The sequence below is a fragment of the Spongiactinospora rosea genome (assembly GCF_003315795.1).
Taxonomy (GTDB): Bacteria; Actinomycetota; Actinomycetes; order Streptosporangiales; family Streptosporangiaceae; genus Spongiactinospora; species Spongiactinospora rosea.
On the sequence record NZ_QMEY01000013.1, the window covers coordinates 122,516 to 139,450 of the forward strand.

Annotated in this window: 15 protein-coding genes; 4 read left to right on the forward strand and 11 right to left on the reverse strand. The window is 72.0% G+C overall.

The features are described 5' to 3' along the window. Nucleotides 1-177 precede the first annotated feature (177 nt). Nucleotides 178-744 (forward strand): RNA polymerase sigma factor, encoded by a 567-nt coding sequence (locus tag DP939_RS26750; protein ID WP_113983535.1) that lies wholly within the window; start codon nucleotides 178-180, stop codon nucleotides 742-744. Further along, complete coding sequence (locus DP939_RS26755; RefSeq protein WP_113983536.1) at nucleotides 741-1,682, forward strand: CU044_5270 family protein; 942 nt, start codon at nucleotides 741-743, stop codon at nucleotides 1,680-1,682. The genes DP939_RS26750 and DP939_RS26755 overlap by 4 nt, the downstream gene beginning before the upstream one ends. On the opposite strand, the gene DP939_RS26760 is transcribed toward DP939_RS26755, so the two are convergent. The 11 genes from DP939_RS26760 to DP939_RS26810 form a co-directional block, all read right to left on the reverse strand. Beyond that, nucleotides 1,679-2,800, reverse strand: coding sequence for a mannose-1-phosphate guanylyltransferase (locus DP939_RS26760; RefSeq protein WP_225878517.1), 1,122 nt, complete (start codon nucleotides 2,798-2,800; stop codon nucleotides 1,679-1,681). The genes DP939_RS26755 and DP939_RS26760 overlap by 4 nt on opposite strands. An 18-nt stretch (nucleotides 2,801-2,818) precedes the next feature. Beyond that, the gene (locus tag DP939_RS26765; RefSeq protein WP_113983537.1) at nucleotides 2,819-3,940 is read right to left on the reverse strand and encodes a glycosyltransferase family 4 protein; all 1,122 of its coding nucleotides are present in this window, start codon (nucleotides 3,938-3,940) and stop codon (nucleotides 2,819-2,821) included. 99 nt (nucleotides 3,941-4,039) lie between these two features. Then, on the reverse strand, nucleotides 4,040-4,999 hold the full coding sequence (locus DP939_RS26770; RefSeq protein ID WP_113983538.1) for a lysylphosphatidylglycerol synthase transmembrane domain-containing protein: 960 nt from the start codon (nucleotides 4,997-4,999) through the stop codon (nucleotides 4,040-4,042). Further along, nucleotides 4,996-5,838 (reverse strand): class I SAM-dependent methyltransferase, encoded by an 843-nt coding sequence (locus DP939_RS26775; RefSeq protein WP_113983539.1) that lies wholly within the window; start codon nucleotides 5,836-5,838, stop codon nucleotides 4,996-4,998. Before DP939_RS26775 ends, DP939_RS26770 begins: the two co-directional genes overlap by 4 nt. A 36-nt stretch (nucleotides 5,839-5,874) precedes the next feature. Next, nucleotides 5,875-6,939 (reverse strand): glycosyltransferase family 4 protein, encoded by a 1,065-nt coding sequence (locus tag DP939_RS26780; protein ID WP_113983540.1) that lies wholly within the window; start codon nucleotides 6,937-6,939, stop codon nucleotides 5,875-5,877. A gap of 27 nt (nucleotides 6,940-6,966) precedes the next feature. Next, nucleotides 6,967-7,911, reverse strand: coding sequence for a glycosyltransferase family 2 protein (locus tag DP939_RS26785; protein WP_113983541.1), 945 nt, complete (start codon nucleotides 7,909-7,911; stop codon nucleotides 6,967-6,969). A 62-nt stretch (nucleotides 7,912-7,973) separates the two neighbouring features. Continuing rightward, the gene (locus DP939_RS26790; protein WP_147268152.1) at nucleotides 7,974-8,804 is read right to left on the reverse strand and encodes a permease-like cell division protein FtsX; all 831 of its coding nucleotides are present in this window, start codon (nucleotides 8,802-8,804) and stop codon (nucleotides 7,974-7,976) included. Further along, complete coding sequence (locus DP939_RS26795) at nucleotides 8,801-9,574, reverse strand: permease-like cell division protein FtsX (RefSeq protein WP_147268153.1); 774 nt, start codon at nucleotides 9,572-9,574, stop codon at nucleotides 8,801-8,803. Before DP939_RS26795 ends, DP939_RS26790 begins: the two co-directional genes overlap by 4 nt. Before the next feature lie 235 nt (nucleotides 9,575-9,809). Continuing rightward, nucleotides 9,810-10,235 (reverse strand): PIN domain-containing protein, encoded by a 426-nt coding sequence (locus tag DP939_RS26800; protein ID WP_113983544.1) that lies wholly within the window; start codon nucleotides 10,233-10,235, stop codon nucleotides 9,810-9,812. Beyond that, on the reverse strand, nucleotides 10,232-10,504 hold the full coding sequence (locus DP939_RS26805) for a hypothetical protein (protein WP_113983545.1): 273 nt from the start codon (nucleotides 10,502-10,504) through the stop codon (nucleotides 10,232-10,234). The genes DP939_RS26800 and DP939_RS26805 overlap by 4 nt, the downstream gene beginning before the upstream one ends. Before the next feature lie 41 nt (nucleotides 10,505-10,545). Further along, nucleotides 10,546-12,957, reverse strand: a complete 2,412-nt coding sequence (locus DP939_RS26810; protein WP_147268154.1) for a hypothetical protein — start codon at nucleotides 12,955-12,957, stop codon at nucleotides 10,546-10,548. A 75-nt stretch (nucleotides 12,958-13,032) separates the two neighbouring features. Between DP939_RS26810 and DP939_RS26815 the strand changes: the two genes are divergently transcribed. Together DP939_RS26815 and DP939_RS26820 are read left to right on the forward strand one after the other, a co-directional pair. Further along, entirely contained in the window at nucleotides 13,033-14,532 is a 1,500-nt protein-coding gene (locus DP939_RS26815; protein ID WP_225878518.1) for a phospholipid carrier-dependent glycosyltransferase, read from the forward strand. Nucleotides 14,533-14,807: 275 nt separating this feature from the next. Beyond that, nucleotides 14,808-16,922, forward strand: a complete 2,115-nt coding sequence (locus DP939_RS26820; RefSeq protein ID WP_225878519.1) for an LCP family protein — start codon at nucleotides 14,808-14,810, stop codon at nucleotides 16,920-16,922. Nucleotides 16,923-16,935: the final 13 nt, after the last annotated feature.

Consider the following 16,935-nt stretch of genomic DNA (forward strand, 5'->3'; position numbering starts at 1 on the left):
TGTGCCCGCGCCTTCGAGGAAGGACCGCGCCGACGAGATGGCCATCGCCGCCCGCTCCCCTCTCCCAGGTCCATCCCCCACCCGGTCCATTCGGCCCGCCGCCGCGCCCGGCCGTGAACTCGGTGGCCGCCTGCGGGAGACAGGGTGGTGAACGACCGATCTCACTAAGGAGGGCCGTTGACCATAGAGACGGCCGAGCTCGACGACGCCGAGCTGATCCGGCGGTCCGAGGGCGACCCCGAGCAGTTCGCCGCGCTGTACGACCGGTACGCGCGGCAGATCCACCGGTACGCGGCGCGCCGGATCGGCACACAGGCCGCCGACGACATCGTGGCCGAGACCTTCCTCGCCGCCTTCCGCAGGCGCGGTACATATGACCGTTCCGTGCCGATGGCCCGGCCCTGGCTGTACGGCATCGCCACCACGCTCGTCGCCCGGCACCGCCGGCAGGAGGAGCGGATGCTGCGGGCGTTCGCCCGTACCGGGATCGACCCGCTGCCCGAGCCCGAGGCCGACGCCGTGGTGGAGCGGGTGGCCGCGCTGGACAAGGAGCGCGAGCTGGCGGGGGCGCTCGCGGCGCTCTCTCGCGGCGACCGGGACGTATTGCTGCTGGTCGCCTGGGAGGACTTCAGCTACGAGGAGGTCGCGCAGGCGCTCGGGATTCCGCTGGGGACCGTGCGGTCGCGCCTGCACCGGGCCAGGAAGAAGGCCAGGGCGACACTAGGGGAAGAGGAGCTGGGATGAGCACGATCAAGGAGTTCCGCGGCGGCACTCCGCCGATGAGTGAGCAGGCCGAACGAGCGGCCAGGGAGCGGCTGCTGGCCGCGGCGCGGGGCGAGGTAGCCGGGCCGGTCCGGCCCCGGTGGCGGTCGCACGGCGTACGGCTCGGGCTGCGGCTGGCGGTCGCGGGCGCGCTGGCCGTCGCAGTCGGGGCGGGCGTGGTGCTGGCCCGCGACCAATCGGGCATGTCCCCGGTGGCGAGCGTCAGGGACCTGGGCGAACGGGCCGCCCAGGCCGCCTACAACGACACGGGGATGACGCCGAACCCCGGCCAGTGGCTCTACATCAGGCAGCGCCAGGCTCCCAACGAAGGTTTCGGCGTCGACCTGTCCAAGCGGACCACCTCGGAGGAGTGGAACAGCGTGGACGGCGAGCAGACGGCCTGGTACCAGCCCGATGGCAAGCTGCTGGTCCAGGGCAATCACCCCGGACTCGGCGATGACGACCTGGCCAGGCCACCGGTGACGCCGGAGGGCGTGCTGGGCAGGATCCGGGCGGTCCTGGAGAAGCAGAAGATGAGTTCGGACGGCCCCATGCCGTCCATGGACGAAAGGGTCTTTCAGGCCGTCTACCAGCTCATGGGCACCCAGGTCCTGTCCCCCGAGGTGCGGGCGGCGCTGTTCCGCGCGCTGCCCACCATCCCCGGTGTGACCTCCACTCGGGAGGTCGAGGACGCCGACGGCAGGAAGGGCGTGGCGTTCAGCCACACCGGCGACTGGATTCGGTACGACCTGATCCTCGACCCCGTGGACTTCCGCTTCCTCGGCACCTACGGCGTCACCGTCAAGGACCACACCATGCACTACACCGACCAGCCGCCCATCTTCGTCAAGGCGGGCACGCCGCTGACCCTGACGGCCCGCCTGGAGACCAAGGTGGTGGACCGCCCAGGCCAGCGCTAGACGTCGCTGGAGAAGCGGACCGCGCACGCGGGCAGGTGGACCCCCGGCCAGAGCCGGGCGCCTGCCCGCAGTTCGTTGCCCGGACCGACCACGGCCTCGTCGCCCACCACGGAGTCGCGCACCACCGCGCCGGACTCGATCCGCGCGCCCGTGCCGACCACCGAGTCGGACACCACCGCGCCCGCGCGGATCACCGCGCCCGCGCCGATGACACTGCCGCTGACCTGCGCGCCGGACTCCACGACCGCCCCGGCGCCGACCACCGTGCCGCCGCCCACCTTGGCGTCGGAAGGGATCATCGCACCCGGCAGGGCCAGCACCTCCCCGGGCGGGCCGGGCAGCGCGGGCGAGGACAGGGTGCCGAGCACCAGGTCACGGGAGCCCTGCACGAACGCGGCGGGCGTGCCGACGTCGAGCCAGTACGACCGGTCGGCGTAACCGAGGACCTGCTCGCCCGCCTCGATCAGCCCGGGGAAGGTCTCCCGCTCCACCGAGACGACCTCCCCCGCCGGGATGGTGTCGATCACCGAGCGGGTGAACACGTAACATCCGGCGTTGATCCGGTTGGTCACCGGGTTGGGGGTCTTCTCCAGGAACGCGGTGACCCGCCCGGATTCGTCGGTCGGTACGCAGCCGAACCTGGACGGGTCGTCCACCTCGGTGAGGTGCAGGGTCACCGCCGCGCCCGCGGTGACGTGCCGCTCGACCTGCGCGCCGATGTCGTGGCCGGACAGGATGTCGCCGTTGAGGATCAGCACGGGCGCGCCGGGCGGGGAGGTCAGCGCCTCGGCGGCGTTGCGGATGGCGCCGCCGGTGCCGAGCGGGGTCTCCTCCGTCATGTACGCCAGTTCCAGCCCGAAGGAGGAGCCGTCGCCGAACGCCTCGGCGAACATCGAGGCCCGGTAGGAGGTGGCGAAGACGATCCTGCGCACGCCGTACGCGCGGGCCCGGGCGAGCTGGTGCGCCAGGAACGGGACCCCGGCGGTGGGCAGCAGCGGCTTCGGGACGCTCAGTGTCAGTGGCCGCAGCCGGGTGCCCTTGCCGCCGACCAGCAGAATGGCTTCGAGATCACCGCGACCTTCCAGGTCAGCGCGGCGGGGGGAGGAAATCTCCGTCACCCCCGCGAGCGTAGTGCACTATTCGACCGCGCGCTGATAACACGTGAGATGTGCTTCGGCCGAAGCCTCCCAGCTGAACTCCCTGGCCCGGTCGAGGCCCGCCGACGCCAGCCGTTCGCGCCGCAGCGGCGAGCCGAGCAGGTCGGAAAGGGCCTGGGCGATGCTGTCGATGTCGGGCTCGGTGTAGGCGACGGCGTCGCCGCCGACCTCGGGCAGCGACGTGCGGTGGGTGGTCAGCACCGGGGCGCCGCAGGCCATCGCCTCAAGGACGGGCAGCCCGAACCCCTCGCCCCGGGACGGGAACGCCACCGCCAGCGCGCCCCCGAGGAACCCCGGCAGGTCGGCGAACGGCAGGTAACCCGGCCGGACCACGCGGATCGCCGCAGGCACCTCGGCCACCGCCGCCTCGACGCCCTCGTCGCGGATGCCCCCGGCGAGCACCAGCGCGGGCGGCTCGGCGAACCCGCCGACCGCGCGGGCGAAGCCACGGATCAGGTTGGGGACGTTCTTGCGCGGTTCGAGCGCGCCCAGGAACGCGACATACGGCTGACCATGCAGGCCGAGCCGGTCGGCGACCCGCTTGACCTCCTGCTCGGCGGGCCGGTAGAAGATGCGGTGGTCAACGCCGTGATAGGCCACGTCGATGCGGGTCGGGTCGGCCGACAGCACCCGGACCAGCTCGTCTCTGGTGGCCTTGGAGGGCACCACCACGCGGGTCGCGTGGCGCACCGAGCTGCGCGTGGCCGAGCGGAAGAACGCGGCCTTGACCGCGCCGTGCTGCTCAGGGTCGGTGAACCAGGTGACGTCGTGGACGGTCACCACGGTCGGCAGGCCGGGCCGCAGCGGGATCGAGTAGTAGGGCGCGTGGATCACCTGCGCGCCGACCTGCTGGGCGAGCACCGGCACAGTGGTCTGCTCCCAGTTGAGCCGGGCGGCCCGGTTGGTGATCGACGGCGGGCCGGAAAGCACCCGCGCGGACGGCGCGAGCCGCTGGTAGCGCTCGGCGTCGGCACGCTGGCAGGCGACCGCGAAATCGGCGCCGGCATGGTCGAGAGCGGCGACGAGCCCATCGACATACCTGCTCAGCGCGCCACGATCGGCCGGAACCGCTGCCGCGTCGAGGAGCACTCGAAGCGTCAAGACGGATCGCTCCCCCCATGGTCTACGTGGTCACGCGGGACCGTGCGTCCCCCTCTCCAGACAACTCTATTGCCAGCCTCCCCGAAAACGTGCGGTAAATCACAGGGCATTTCGGGGCGCGTTGTCGCTCTGTGGTCCGGCCTCAGGTACGGCGGCCGACCGCGCGGCCAGCGCGGCCGTGCCCGCGCACAGCAGATCGCCCGCCACCAGCACGATCCGGGAGGCCAGCGCCACCGCGATGGCGGGACCCGCGGCGAGCACCGGGGACAGTACGGCCACCATCGCCAGCTCGCGCACCCCGGCCCCGGCGGGCACCACGAACGTCATGATGCCGAGGCACCACGACAGCGCGAACGCGCCCGTCGCGAACACCACCAGCCGCGCGCCCGGCACGCCGGTCGCGCCCGACTGGCCGAGGATCACGGCGAGGTGCAGGCCGTACGCGGCCCAGCCGGCCAGCGACCAGCCGAGCGCGCCGAGCATGCCGCGCCGGGTGAGCGCGCGTTCCAGCGGCTCGCGGCGCAGCAGCCGCAGCCCGAAGCCGATGATCGCGTTGATCACGCGCGGTTCCAGCAGTACGGCCAGCACCGGCACCAGCAGCAGCGCCCAGGCGTAGGGGCCGATCGCGGCGGGCCCGGCGGTGAGCAGGGTCACGGCGGCGACCAGCAGGCCGCCGGCCATCTGGATCGGCAGGGTCAGGAAGAACGCGGCGGCGCTGCGCGAGCGCGGTACGCCGAGGTCGCGGCCCATCTCCATCTGCGCGAGCACCGGCCACAACGACCCGGGGATGTACTTGCCGAGCTGGCCGACGAAGAAGACCTTGGCCGCCTGGCGTACCGGGAGCGGCGAACCCAGGTCGGCCAGCAGCGCCCGCCAGGTCAGCATCCCGCCGCCCAGCGCGGCGATCACCGCCGCCACCGACAGCAGCACCGATGTCCACGAAAGCCGGGAGAACCCGGCGACCACCTCGTCCCACTCGCGGGCCACCGCCCACGCGCCGAAGCCCAGTGCGACGGCCAGGAAGCCGATCCGCACCGCGCCCTTGACGGTGACCCTCAAAGGGGACGCACCCGGTCGGGTGGCTGGGGCAGCGGCATTCCGGCGGGGCGCAGGTCGCCGATGGTGGCGACCCACAGATAGGTCGGGACCAGCGGCAACAGCGCGCGCAGCGCCGCGCGCGGCATGCCGCCGAGAACCGCGCGCGCCACCTTCCCGGCCACGCCGGGGAACAGCTCGCCGCCCGCGAACCGCTCGGGCGTGGCGAGCACCGGGAAGGTGTAGTCGTGCACCCGGAAGCCCCTGACCATCCTGCGCAGGCCCCTGCGGGTGCGGAAGCGCTCGTAGTAGTTGTCGGCGCGGCCGCTGGCCCGGACGTAGCGGTCGGCGAGGGCGGGCGGCAGGTAGGACAGGAAGGGGAGCTTGTAGTGCGGCTCGATGATGCCGAGGCGGTTGCCCAGGCCGAGGTAGAGCACGCCGGTCGGGGCGAGCACCCGGCGCATCTCGGCCATGATCGCGTCGGGATCGACCACGTGCTCGTAGATGTGGTTGAAGACCAGCACGTCGATCGAGCCGTCGGGGAAGGGCAGGGCGGTGCCGTCCGCGCACACGAACTCCACGCGCTCGCCGAACCGCGCGTCGGCCTTGCGCAGCCCCGGCACGTCGATGTCCAGGCCGAACGTGCGGGCCGCCCCGGCGGCGGCCAGCTCATCGGCGATGAACCCGGCCGAGCAGCCGACGTCGGCCACGGTCAGCCCGGCCAGCGGGGCCTCACCGGTGCGTCCCAGGAAGTGCGCGAGCACGGCGATGATCTTGGCGGCCTTCCTGCGCCGCTTGGCCTCGTCGAGCATCGCGGCCTGGAACTCGGAGTATTCGAGCTGCGCCTGACGTTGGCTTCCCACGCCGCACAACAGTACCGGGGCCGGGTGGTCCTTGGGTCAGCCGTCGAGCAGGCGGTCGCGGTAGGCGGCCCAGAACGGCTCGGGATCGACGGACTTGACGCCCGCGCGCAGCCGTTCGGGCTCGCCGGGCTCGTAGAAGCGTTCGATCGCCGCGCGCAGCGCCGGTACCGAGCCCGGCTCGACCAGCAGGCCGTCCACGCCGTCGGTGACGTTGTCGGCCAGCGCCCCGACCCGGGTGGCGATCACCGGGACGCCGTGCTCGTGGCCGAGCCAGACGTTCTGGCTGGCGGTGGCGTTGCGGTAGGGGAGCACCAGCGCGTCGGCGCGGGCGAACAGGCCCGGGACGTCATCGGCGGCGACGTAGCCGGGCCGCAGTTCCACGCGGTCCCCGAGGCCCAGCTCGGCGATCAGCGCCTGGGTGTCGTCCAGGCCGCCCCAGAACTCGCCCGCCACGGTCAGCGAGATCCCTTCGGGGAGCGCGCGCAGCAGCAGGTCCAGCCCCTTGTAGGGGCGGACGATCCCGAAGAACAGCAGCCTGCGGTGCACCTCGCCGCCCGCTGTGGACGTACCGGCGGCGGGCAGGTGTGGCGGCAGCGCGGCGACCGCGACCGGCGCGGCGGCCAGGGCGCGGGCCAGCCCGGCCTGCTGCTCGGAGTGGACGAGCACCCGATCGACCCGCTTGAGCAGGGCCTTCATCAGCGGCGTGTCGTAGGGCTTGCGTTCGTGCGGGAGCACGTTGTGGCAGAGCGCCACCACACGGGTCCGGCGGCCGAGGCCGGCCAGAATGCCCAGGTACGCGGGCACCTGCACGGGGCTCAGCACGGTCAGCACCACCAGGTCGGCGCCGCGCAGCCGCCGCCCGCAGCGCACCCAGCCGTCCGGCCGCCGCCAGTCGAGCGCGCGCAGCACGTTGGGGTACGGCGTGCCCTCGGGCGTGTCGATCGTCTGCCGCCCGGGATAGAGGAACGACGGGTACTGTGCGCGCCAGGATTCGATCACCACGTCGTGGCCCACGGCGGCGAGCCGGTGGGCGAGTTCGGTGGTGTGCTGGGCCCCGCCTCCCTTGTAGGGATATGTCGGGCCGACGATGGCGATCCGCATCGGTTGGTTGTTCCTCTGGTCGTTCCGCTAGTCGGTCCTCGACCGGACGATCAGGTCGGCCAGCAGCGCCACCGAGCCGATCAGCATGCCGGACAGGAACGTCACGACCGCGTTGCTGGTCAGGTAGAAGCCGTAGTGCAGCACGTCGTAGACGCCCTTGCCGAACCCGATCATGGTCAGCCCCAGCGCCGGGGGCATGAGGACCTTCAGCGGGTTGAAGTACATGACCATCCGCAACACCTGAAGGATGTAGCGGTAGGCGTCGGACACGAAGCCGAACTTCGACTTGCCCGCCCGCTTGCTGTACTCGATCGGCATGTAGTAGACGCCGTGCTGGTTGGACAGGAAGGCCAGCGTGATCGTGGTGACGCAGGAGAAGCCGGGCGGCAGCAGCCGCAGGTACGGCCTGGCCACCGACTTGCGGAACGCCCGCAGGCCGGAGTTGAGGTCGGGGATCTTCTGGCTCGCCAGGCGTTCGGCCACCTTGCGGATGAACCACTTGGCGGGCACCCGCAGCAGCTTGTGCGAGCCCTCCTCCGAGGTCCGCGCACCGACCACCTGGTCGATCGCGGCGTCCTTGTGCAGGACGTTGATCAGTTCGGGGATGCGCTCGTTGGGGTAGGACATGTCGGCGTCGGTCCACACGACGATCTCGCCGCGCGCCTCCTGGGAGCCGATCCGGCGTACCGTGCCCGAGCCGCCGTTGCGGAGGAAGGCGCGCACGCGCAGGTGCGGAAACCTCGGCGCGGCCTCTCTGAGCCTGTCCAGCGTCTCGTCGGTGGAACAGTCGTCCACCGCGACCAGCTCATAGGTGTACTCGCTGTGGTCCATCGCCTTGCAGATGCGCTCGACCTCGGCCACGACGTGGTCCTGCTCGTTGTAACAGGGCAGGACGATCGTGACGTACGGCGGGGCGTCCGCCTGCTTCTCTTCCACGGTTGATCGGCTCTCCGGCGTTTCGGACGGGCTCATGACGGGCGAGAATACCTTTCCCCACAGGGGCTCGGTTGCACATCCGCCCTTTCCGGCCCGCTCTAACGCGCGAAAGTCGTCACCTGGCGCACACCCGGGAGACGGCCCACCGCGCGCTCGACGGCACCGGCGGCGGCCTTGTCCTCCAGTTTGACGTAGAAACCCACGGACCTGCTCTCGTCGTCCCGCTGCCCGCCCGTGTAGACCATCGAATGCTCCTCGACCTTCCGGGAGTGGGCCGCGTCGCTGAAGTAGACCTCCTCGACGCCCGAGAACTCGAAAAGCCGCTGGGCGATCCGGTCCTTTTCCTGGTCGGTCACCTCCTGGCGGTCGGCGCAGGGGTCCTTGGGGTCCAGGGGCGGGGACTTGGGGCACATGAGCACCCCGAGGTCGGCCTTGCCGAGCCAGAAACTGGGCCGCTCGACGTACGCGACGCTGACGCCCGGCAGGCGTTCGGCCTCCTCGATGAACGCCAGGGGCCGGGCCGGCGGCCGGAGCCCGCCGCGGAAGGACTCCCCCATGTCGTCCACCTCGACCGAGGCGAGGAACTCCGCGTTCGTCACCTTTCGCGCGAATTCCTGGTACTGCTCCTTCTTCGACCAGTAGCGCACCGCGGTGACCCCGGGCATGGCACGCAGCCTGGCCTCGATGGCCCGGCGCTGCTCCCGCGTGGGGGGCGGGCACATCGGCCCGCACAGCTCGACCCGGAACTCCCCGGTGTCCGGCCACGGCCCGCCCGGCGGCGGTACCGGTACCCGCCGCGCCACCTGCACCCCCACGGCCGCCACCCCGGCCACCAGCAGCACGGCCAGCCCGCCCAGCACCCGGCGGCCCCACACCCGGCCCCGCCCCGGCTCTGGCCCGAACTCCACTTCCTCCGCGCTCGACGTCACACGCCCGAATATCCCCCACTTCGCAGCCCCGCGGCAAAAGACGCCCGGTCGGCCACCCGGAAGACCAGTGACACGCCGGGCAGGCCGGTGACCGCCCGGCGGATCGCGGGGACGGTCAGGGTGCCATCGATCTCGATCCAGAAACCGGCGGCAGCGCCGTTGCCCTTCCCCGCCGGAGCGGTGCCGGCCTGGAAGTCATCCTCGCCGAACAGGTGCGCCCGCACCTTTCCGGCGTGCTTCTCGTCGGCGAAGTAGAACGTGCGGATGCCGTCGATCGCGGTGAGCCGGGCCGCGACGGCGTCCCGCTCCGCACGGGTCACGGCACCACGGCCCGCGCACGGGTCCTTCGGCCGGTCCCCCGCCGTCCGGTAGTCGTTCATCAGGTGCTCCGTCATCCGCTCCTCGGGCGGCTGGCACAGCAGTACGGCCACGTCCGCCTTGCCCTCCCAGAACCACGGCCTCTCGACGTGGACCCTCTCGACACCCGGCAGGCGGCCGAGCTCGTCTTCGAACGCCCGCGCCCGCTCACTCGTCCGGAGCCTCCCGCGGTACATCTCCAGCATGTGGCCCACGCCTATGTTGCCGGGAACCAGCTCCAGGAGGGCGGCGCCCTCCCGCCGCAGCCTGTCGTAGACGTCCTCCCGTGATTCGAACTCGACGCTCTCCACCTGCGGCATGGCCCGCAACCTGGCCTCGATGGCCGCCCGCTGCTCCCGCGTCGGAGGCGCGCACGTCACCTTGCACAGCGTCACCGAGTAGGTCCCGGTCATCGGCCACGGTCCCCCCGGCGGCGGCCACGGCCCCACCGGCCGCACCAGCAAGCGAACCCCGCCCACCACCAGCCCCAACAGCACCACCGCGGCTACTATCCAAATGACCTTGCCTCGCCCCGCCGCCCCGGGTCCCCCGTCGAAGGACAGCACCTCAGCATCTCCAGGCTCCGACGTCATACGCCCGAATATGGTGTATTCGCGGTGACATGGTGGCGGCAATCCGGAAGGACGTTCAGATCTTGATCAACGCAGGCCGGATCACCGGATCGGCGACATCGGTCAATGCGGCCAGGTCATCAGGGTCGGAGGTGACGATCGCGGCGGCGGCCATGATCGCCACGACCACCACGGTCGCGTCGACCACGTCCATCGGGGCCGTTCGCCGCCGGGTGGCCGTCCTACCGCAGAGCACCCCGGCTTCCTTGCCGATCCGCTCGGTCATGTCGGCGATCTCGCAGCCGAAAAGGAGCCGCGCCAGTGACGCCTGCCGGGCCGATCCGCGCCACACCTGTGCGAGCACGGGCACCGGCACGATGATCCGGCGCTTCTCGTCAAGCGCCTGCCGATGCAACCGCCACATCCGCGGCTGATTCGCCTCGGCGGCGATCAGCGCGCCCGCGTCGTAGACGATCGCAGCGCGCGGCGCGCTCGCCCTCATCCGGTCAGCCGTGCGTCATCCGCTCCGCCGAACATCCGCGCATCGGCGTCGGCGAGCACCGCGGCCGCCTGGGACAACTCCCCGGCGGTGATCGCACCGTGCTCGGCCTCCCACTCGGCCACCGCCGCGAGCCCCGCTTCGATCCGCGCGGAATGCGCAGCGGCACGCGTCATCCAGGCCGACACCGTCAGCCCGGCCCGCTCGGCCGCGGCCACAACGGCCTCCGCGACCTCCTCGGGCAAGGAAACCGATAGCTTGCGCACCGCCATACCACCAGCATACGCCCTTGGTAGGAAGTGAGTAGGAAGAACTATCCGGGAATGGCCATCCAGACGTCGATGGACAGGGACCAGGTGGCGTCCGGGGGGGAGGTGAGGCTGCGTTCGTCCTGGCGGCTGCGGAGGTGGAAGGTGTGGCGGGGGGCCGGGGCGTAGGGGGTGAGCTGGCTCTGGGCGGCGGCGAGCAGGACCGGGCGGCGGCCGGCCTGGCGGATGCGGGTCATCAGGCGCTTGACATCGGCGGGCTGGGCCACCTCCTTGTGGATGGTGGAGAGGATACGGACGCGGGCCGCCGGTACGCCGCACAGGCCACGGACGACCTGGGCGAACCGGTCGCCGGTGACCCGCTCCACGAGCAGCACGGACGCGTCGGGGGGGATGGCCGCGCACAGGCCGGAGACGGCGGCGGCCTCACCGCGCTCGACGGGAGTGAAGGCGGTGCCACCGGACACGAAGGCGGGCGGTACCAGGACCAGCACGACCCCGGCCACGGCCAGGCCACGCCGTGCCCGAAGGCCGTACCCCCGCTCGCGTGCCTTGGCGAGCACCCAGCGCAGGCCCCAAACCCCGAGGAGCACCATGCCGGGCACGACCACGGGGACCAGGCGGCGGGAGGCGAAGGGATGGTCGGGCGTGATCGACGGCAACAACAACGTGCTGAACGTCGTCCACCCAATGATCGCCAACGCCACCGCCCACCCGAACCCCCCACCCCGCCCCGCCTCACGCACGGCCCGGTCAGCACGGATAGCCCCGCCCGCCTGATCGGCCTCAGCGCCCCCGGCGATCGGGGCTGCCTGGCCCGGCCCATCGGCCCCACCGGCGCTGCCAGCACGCTTGCCCGGCCCAGCAGCTCCGGACGTCCCAGGCTCGGCCCCGGACGACTGATCGGTCTCGCCGGCCTGAGCGGTCGCGTTGTCGGCCTTGGTGAGCGGGACGGTGGCCCTTGTCGGGCCGTCGGTTTTAGCGGCCCCGATGGTCCTGCCTGCCCCCGAGGGCCTTGCTGGTCGGTCGGACCCGGGGGCTGCAGGGAGCAGGCCCGGGTGGGGGGTGGTGGTGAGGTTGGTCAGTCTTCGGGCGAGGATGGCGGCGGCCAGGGTGGCGAGGAGGACGACGGGGAGGCCGACGTACCAGGTCACCCAGGTGAGGCTGTGTTCGTAGTAGAGGCGGTGGGGGTCGGGGGGGAGGCCGTTGCCGCGTTGGATGGCCTCGATGAAATCGGCGGTACGGCGGTCGTAGTCGTTGTCGGGGACACGGCGTACGGTCTGGAACAAGGGGCGGGCCGCGAGGATCAGGGTGACCGTGACGACCAGTGCCGCCACGACGCCGGGCAGGCGGGACGGCAGGCGCAGGGCGGCGAGCCGTGGCGCGAGGGCCGCGCCCAGGACCGTCAGCACCAGCACCGCCGCGCAGATCAGCAGCAGCGGGACCAGCGAACCTCGTAGATATTCGAGGTAGGGCCACGACAGCCGCCACGCGGCGGTGAACCCGGCACCGGCCCCCAGCACCAGGCCGCCCAGCAGCCAGACACCGAGCCCGCCCGGCCCCTCTCGCCGCGCGCGCGACCGCGCGACCAGCAGCCCGGCGAAGGCGAGGACCGGCAAGATGTCCCGCAGCCCGTCGATGCGGACCAGCGTGGCCAGCCCGAACACCGCCCCGGCCAGCCCCGCCACCACCCGCCGACCGCTCCCAGAGCCCCCGGAAGTGGCGTCGAGAAACAGGATCACCCCGCCGAAGATCATGATCAGGGACGGGATCTCGCTGAACGTGGTGCGGGAGGTGTACAGGATGGGCAGGCTGACCGCGAACGCGAGGGCGGCGAGCGGGGCCCAGCGGCCGCCGATCAGGCGGGCGGCGGCCCCCGCGACGGTCAGGACGGCGAGCGAGCCCAGGACGGCCGGGGTGAGCAGCAGGCCGGTCACGCCACCGGCCCAGTGGCCGATCGCGTAGATCAGTGACGGCCCCGCCACGAACTGCGGGACGACCGCGCCCTGATGATCGAAGAACCCGACGCTCTCGAAGATCAGCGCCGGATCGGTCCCGCCGAACGCCGCGTCCTGGTAGGGGATCGGCAGCGAGCCGTGCTCGGCGACCCAGGCCGCGCTCAGCGCGTAGGTGGCCGGATCGCGCCGCACGATGAGCTGCTCGGCGTGCAGCAGCGCGTTGAACACCCCCGACCCGATCGCGACGGCGAAGACCGCCACGACGTGCCAGGGGCGCGCCTCGATCGGGGCCGACGCCCGGCGCACCCCCGCCCAGCAGGCGAGGACGGCCAGCGGCACGCCCGTGAGCAGGGCGAACACGGGCGTGAAGCGGCCCGCGAGCAGCAGCGGCAGGGCCGCCGTGAGCCAGCCGGCCAGCGCGAGGGCGGGCGCGGCCGAGCCCACGGCGAGCACCCGGCCCGCTCGTGGCCACCGCGTGAGGTCGAAACCGGTACCTTTCATGACTGAGCGCGAGCCTAACGGGAGATCGCCGCCGAGTCGGCGCATCCGGCCTCGCCTGTGGACAACGGAGGTGGCGTGACCCGGCTACGGCTGTGGACAACTGCGAACCGCTGGTTCGCCGGCGTGCTCGCCCTGGGCGTCGTCCTGCGCATCCTCGCCATGCTCGGCTTCCAGCACGCCCTGTGGTTCCCCGACACCTACACCTACGTCGTCACGGCCATGCGGCCGAGCCCCGACCTGGTACGCCCGGCCGGCTACTCCTTCTTCCTGCTCCTGCTGCGGCCGTTCCACTCCTTCGGGCTGGTCGTGTTCGTCCAGCACGCGCTCGGCGTGGCCATGGGCGTGCTGGTGTACGCGGTCGCGCGGCGGCTGCGGGCCCCCCGCTGGGCGGCCACCCTCGCCGCCGCGCCCGTGCTGCTGGACGCCTACCAGATCGAGCTGGAACACCTGCTGGTCTCCGACACGCTGTTCGCGTTCCTGGTGCTGTCGGCGGTGTGCCTGGGGATCTCGCGCAGGCCCCGGTGGCGTACGGCGTGCGCGATCGGGCTCCTGGTCGCCGCCGCCACGCTGACCAGGTCCGTGGGGCTGCCGCTGATCATCGTGATCGGGGCGTGGCTGCTGCTCCGCCCGGCCGACCTGGACGCCGGGGAGGCGGGTGAGGACCGGCGGCGCGGGGCGCGGGGACGTGCCGTACGGGCCGGGGTGATGGCGGCGGCGGCCCTGATCCCGATCTTCGTGTACGGCGGCTGGTTCTACGCGACCCACCAGCGGGTCGGACTGGTCGGCGCGAACGGCGTGTTCCTCTACGCCCGCACGATGTCGTTCGCGGACTGCTCGGTGATGCGCCCGCCGCCCGACCTGGCGCGGCTCTGCGACCCCCGGCCGCCGTCACTGCGCCCGCCGTCCCAGGAGTACATCTGGGCCGCCGACTCCCCGCTCGTGCGACGGCCCGGCATCACGTTCTCGTCCGCCAACGACTCGCTGGCCGGGGGGTTCGCGCTGCTGGCGATCAGGAGCCAGCCGCTTGAGTACGTCGGGTCGGTGCTGTCGGAGCTGACCCGGACGTTCGCTTGGGACCGGCCGGTCTATCCGGACGCCGAGATCTACGCGTACTACGAGTTCCCGGAACGGCCACCGCCGCCCCCCGGCCGCTACCCCGCGCGGGTCGGGGCCGAGGCCGCGAAGGTCTACGAGGAGGGCGAGATCGGCACGCGGATCGTCGAGCCGTTCGCCGGGGTGCTGCGTGCCTACCAGGACGTCGTACACCTGCCGGGGATCGGGCTGCTGGCGGTTCTGCTGATCCCGCCGGGCGCGGTCCTGGTCAGGCTCGTACGCCGGGCGCGGCGGTCCGGCACGCTCAGGGACGCGATCCCCGGCTTCCCGCCGCATTCGTGGAAACGCGCGGTCTGGACCCTTCCATGGGCGGTGGCTTTGGTACTGCTGGTCACCCCGGCGGCGGTGGCGGAGTTCGACTACCGGTACGTGCTGCCCGCATTGCCATTGGCCACGCTGGCGGCGGTGATCTGCGTACGGCCGGAAGAGGAACGGCCGGAAGACACGCAGGCAGACGCGTAATCCCAGTAGGTTTCCCCAAACATTCCACGAAATGTCCGAATCTGAGTATGCTGAGCAACCAGATCACCACGGCGAAGCCGGAATCGGTCGTGGACCGATTCGCTCGATCATGGCGTCGGGCACCGGATGATTGACCTACCCTTTTTCGCGACGAGCAGGTGAACCGGGGTGCTCGCGGCTGCGGGCCTCGCACGACCAGGGAAGGGGACCTTGAGCGAGCGAGCGATCAGGCGGCCCGTCACGCGGTCGCCGAAGGCGCCGGCGAAGGAGGCCCCGTGACCGAGCATCGGGTCGACCCTCAGGAACCGGGCGGGCGTCGCGCCGCGCGCCGGGCCGCCCGTGGCATGCCCGGGGGCGAGCCGCCGGACGAGCAGGCGGGCTACCAGCGCCGCCGCCACGTGCCCCAGGCGGACCCGCCGGACCCCGATCGCACCGCTCCCCGCCGCCGCAGGGACGAACGCCCCTCCGCCTTCGAGCGCAGCGCGGGCCAGGAGCACGGGTACGCCCGCGGCGGCCACGACCCCGCGGGCCCCGGCCGTACCGGATACACCAACCCGGGCGGCGGCTACACCGACCCGGGCGGCGCCTACCCCGAGCAGGGCCGCGCGGGCCGCGGATACACCGACCCTGACGCGTACGCCGAGCGGGGCCGCCCCGGGGCCGCCGGTCCGCGGCGCGACAGGCCCTCCCACCCCGACCCCGGCCACGAGCAGCAGGGCGGCAGGCGTTCGCGCCGGGCCGCGCTCGCCGACCAGGCGGAACACTCCGGACGCGGCCACGGGCGCACCGGCCACTCGGAGCAGGGGCACGACAGGTCCGCGCGGGGCGAACCGCCGAACGACGACGACGGCACCGGCCGCAGGCGCAAGGAGGGCGACGACGGCGGCGGCAAGATGCGTCTGCTGGCCTGGGGCAGCATCGCCCTGACCGGCCTGGTGGTGGCGGGCACGCTCACCGGCTACACGCTCTACCGGTCCCTCTCCAGCGGCATCACGACCGAGGACGTCAACTCCAAACTCGGCGACAAGCGCCCGCCCAACAGCACGGGCGCGCTCAACGTCCTGCTCGTCGGCTCCGACACCCGCGAGGGCGACAACCTCAAGTACGGCAAGTACATGCTCAACGCGGGCAAGCGCACCGACACCATGATCCTCATGCACATCTCCCCCGACCGGGACAAGGCCACCCTGATCAGCTTCCCGCGCGACTCGGTGGTGCAGATCCCGTCCTGCCCCGGGCCGAACAACTCGACGCTCCCGCCCAGGGTCGAGATGATCAACGCCGCCTACAACCAGGGCGGCGTCACCTGCACGATCGCGACCCTCGAATCGCTGACCGGCGTCCGCATCAACCACTTCGTCGAGGTCGACTTCACCGGCTTCAAGAGCATCGTCGACGCCCTCGGCGGCATCCGGGTGTGTCTGAAGCAGCCGGTCAACGACCGCAAGGCGAAGCTGGAGCTGAAGGCCGGCTGGCACAACCTGAAGGGCGAGGCCGCCCTCGGCTACGTACGGCTGCGCGGCTACGGCGACGGCAGCGACATCGGCCGGATCAAGCGCCAGCAGGTCTTCCTGTCCCAGGTGGTCAAGAAGGCCACCAGCAGCGACCTGATCACCGACCCCGGCCAGTTGTGGAGCTTCATCAAGGCCGCGACGAAGTCGGTCAAGATGAACCCCGAGCTGGCCAACAACCCGGACACGCTGTTCCAGATCGCGCAGAGCGCCAGGAAGCTCACGTCGAACGGCGTGCAGTTCATCACCGTGCCCTGGGGGCCGCACCCCGACGACGAGAACCGCGTCATCTGGAAGCAGCCCGCCGCGAACCAGCTGTTCGCCGCCATCAAGAGCGACATCGAGGTCAAGCCGACGCCCAAGCTCACCCCCTCCCCCGGCGGCAAGACCACCGGCCCCGCCAAGCCGGTGATCAAGCCGGCGCAGATCAAGGTCCAGGTGCTGAACGGCACCACGGTGCCGGGCAGGGCCAAGGAGGTCGCCGACGCGCTGACCGCCCAGGGCTTCAAGGTCGTCGAGGTCGGCAACGCCAGGGCGGGCGGCGTTGACGTGCCCAAGACCCAGATCCTGTTCGGAAAGAAGGCCGCGAACGGCGCCGACTACGCCTCGCCGATCGCCGCCAAGCTGCTGGCCAAGGTCTCGCCGCAGGCCGGGAAGATCAAGCCGGTGCAGGTGGAGCCGTACACCGCCGCCGCGACCACCGGTCCCAGCTCCACGGCGACCGCCTCCCCGGCGACGGGCGCGGGCGCCGATGACGGCGCGACGCCGGTCGTCCAGCTCATCGTGGGCGCCGACTGGGAGGGCGTGAAGGCCCCCATCAAGATTCCGGACGACCTGAAGGGCAGCGTCGTCAACGCCAAGACCAACCCGTGCCAGTGAACAAGACCGACCC

Excerpts from the sequence above, each read along its gene's own strand:
- DP939_RS26755 (WP_113983536.1), top strand. The coding sequence starts at position 741 with ATGAGCACGATCAAGGAGTTCCGCGGCGGCACTCCGCCGATGAGTGAG.
- DP939_RS26785 (WP_113983541.1), bottom strand. The coding sequence starts at position 7,911 with ATGAGCCCGTCCGAAACGCCGGAGAGCCGATCAACCGTGGAAGAGAAG.
- DP939_RS26800 (WP_113983544.1), bottom strand. The coding sequence starts at position 10,235 with ATGAGGGCGAGCGCGCCGCGCGCTGCGATCGTCTACGACGCGGGCGCG.
- DP939_RS26795 (WP_147268153.1), bottom strand. The coding sequence starts at position 9,574 with ATGACCGGGACCTACTCGGTGACGCTGTGCAAGGTGACGTGCGCGCCT.
- DP939_RS26780 (WP_113983540.1), bottom strand. The coding sequence starts at position 6,939 with ATGCGGATCGCCATCGTCGGCCCGACATATCCCTACAAGGGAGGCGGG.
- DP939_RS26810 (WP_147268154.1), bottom strand. The coding sequence starts at position 12,957 with ATGAAAGGTACCGGTTTCGACCTCACGCGGTGGCCACGAGCGGGCCGG.
- DP939_RS26805 (WP_113983545.1), bottom strand. The coding sequence starts at position 10,504 with ATGGCGGTGCGCAAGCTATCGGTTTCCTTGCCCGAGGAGGTCGCGGAG.